This is a genomic window from Pseudoalteromonas sp. SIMBA_162 (assembly GCF_046535955.1).
In the GTDB taxonomy this organism is placed as follows: Bacteria; Pseudomonadota; Gammaproteobacteria; order Enterobacterales; family Alteromonadaceae; genus Pseudoalteromonas; species Pseudoalteromonas marina.
In genome coordinates this window covers 1-279 of sequence record NZ_JAWJBQ010000281.1, presented here as the reverse complement: position 1 = coordinate 279, position 279 = coordinate 1, and the positions used below count along the sequence as shown (strand labels likewise).

Below are 279 nucleotides of genomic sequence, written 5' to 3'. Positions count from 1 at the left end.
CTGGACATCGACTACCACCACGGCAACGGCACGCAGAGCATCTTCTACGAGCGCGGCGACGTGCTGACCGTGTCGGTGCATGGCGACCCGACCACCGAATATCCCTTCTTCCTGGGCTATGCCGACGAACCCGGCCAGGGCGCCGGCCTGGGCGCCAACCTGACCCTGCCGCTGGCGGCGGGCACCGACTTCGCCGGCTGGACCGAGGCGCTGGAACAGGGCCTGCCCGCCATCGGCCGCTTCAAGCCGGACGCGCTGGTGATCGCGCTGGGCGTGGAC

The 279-nt window shown here is 70.3% G+C and carries 1 pseudogene; it reads left to right on the top strand.

The features are described from left to right. Positions 1-279: pseudogene (locus R0J88_RS19685) on the top strand (class II histone deacetylase); the annotation flags it as partial.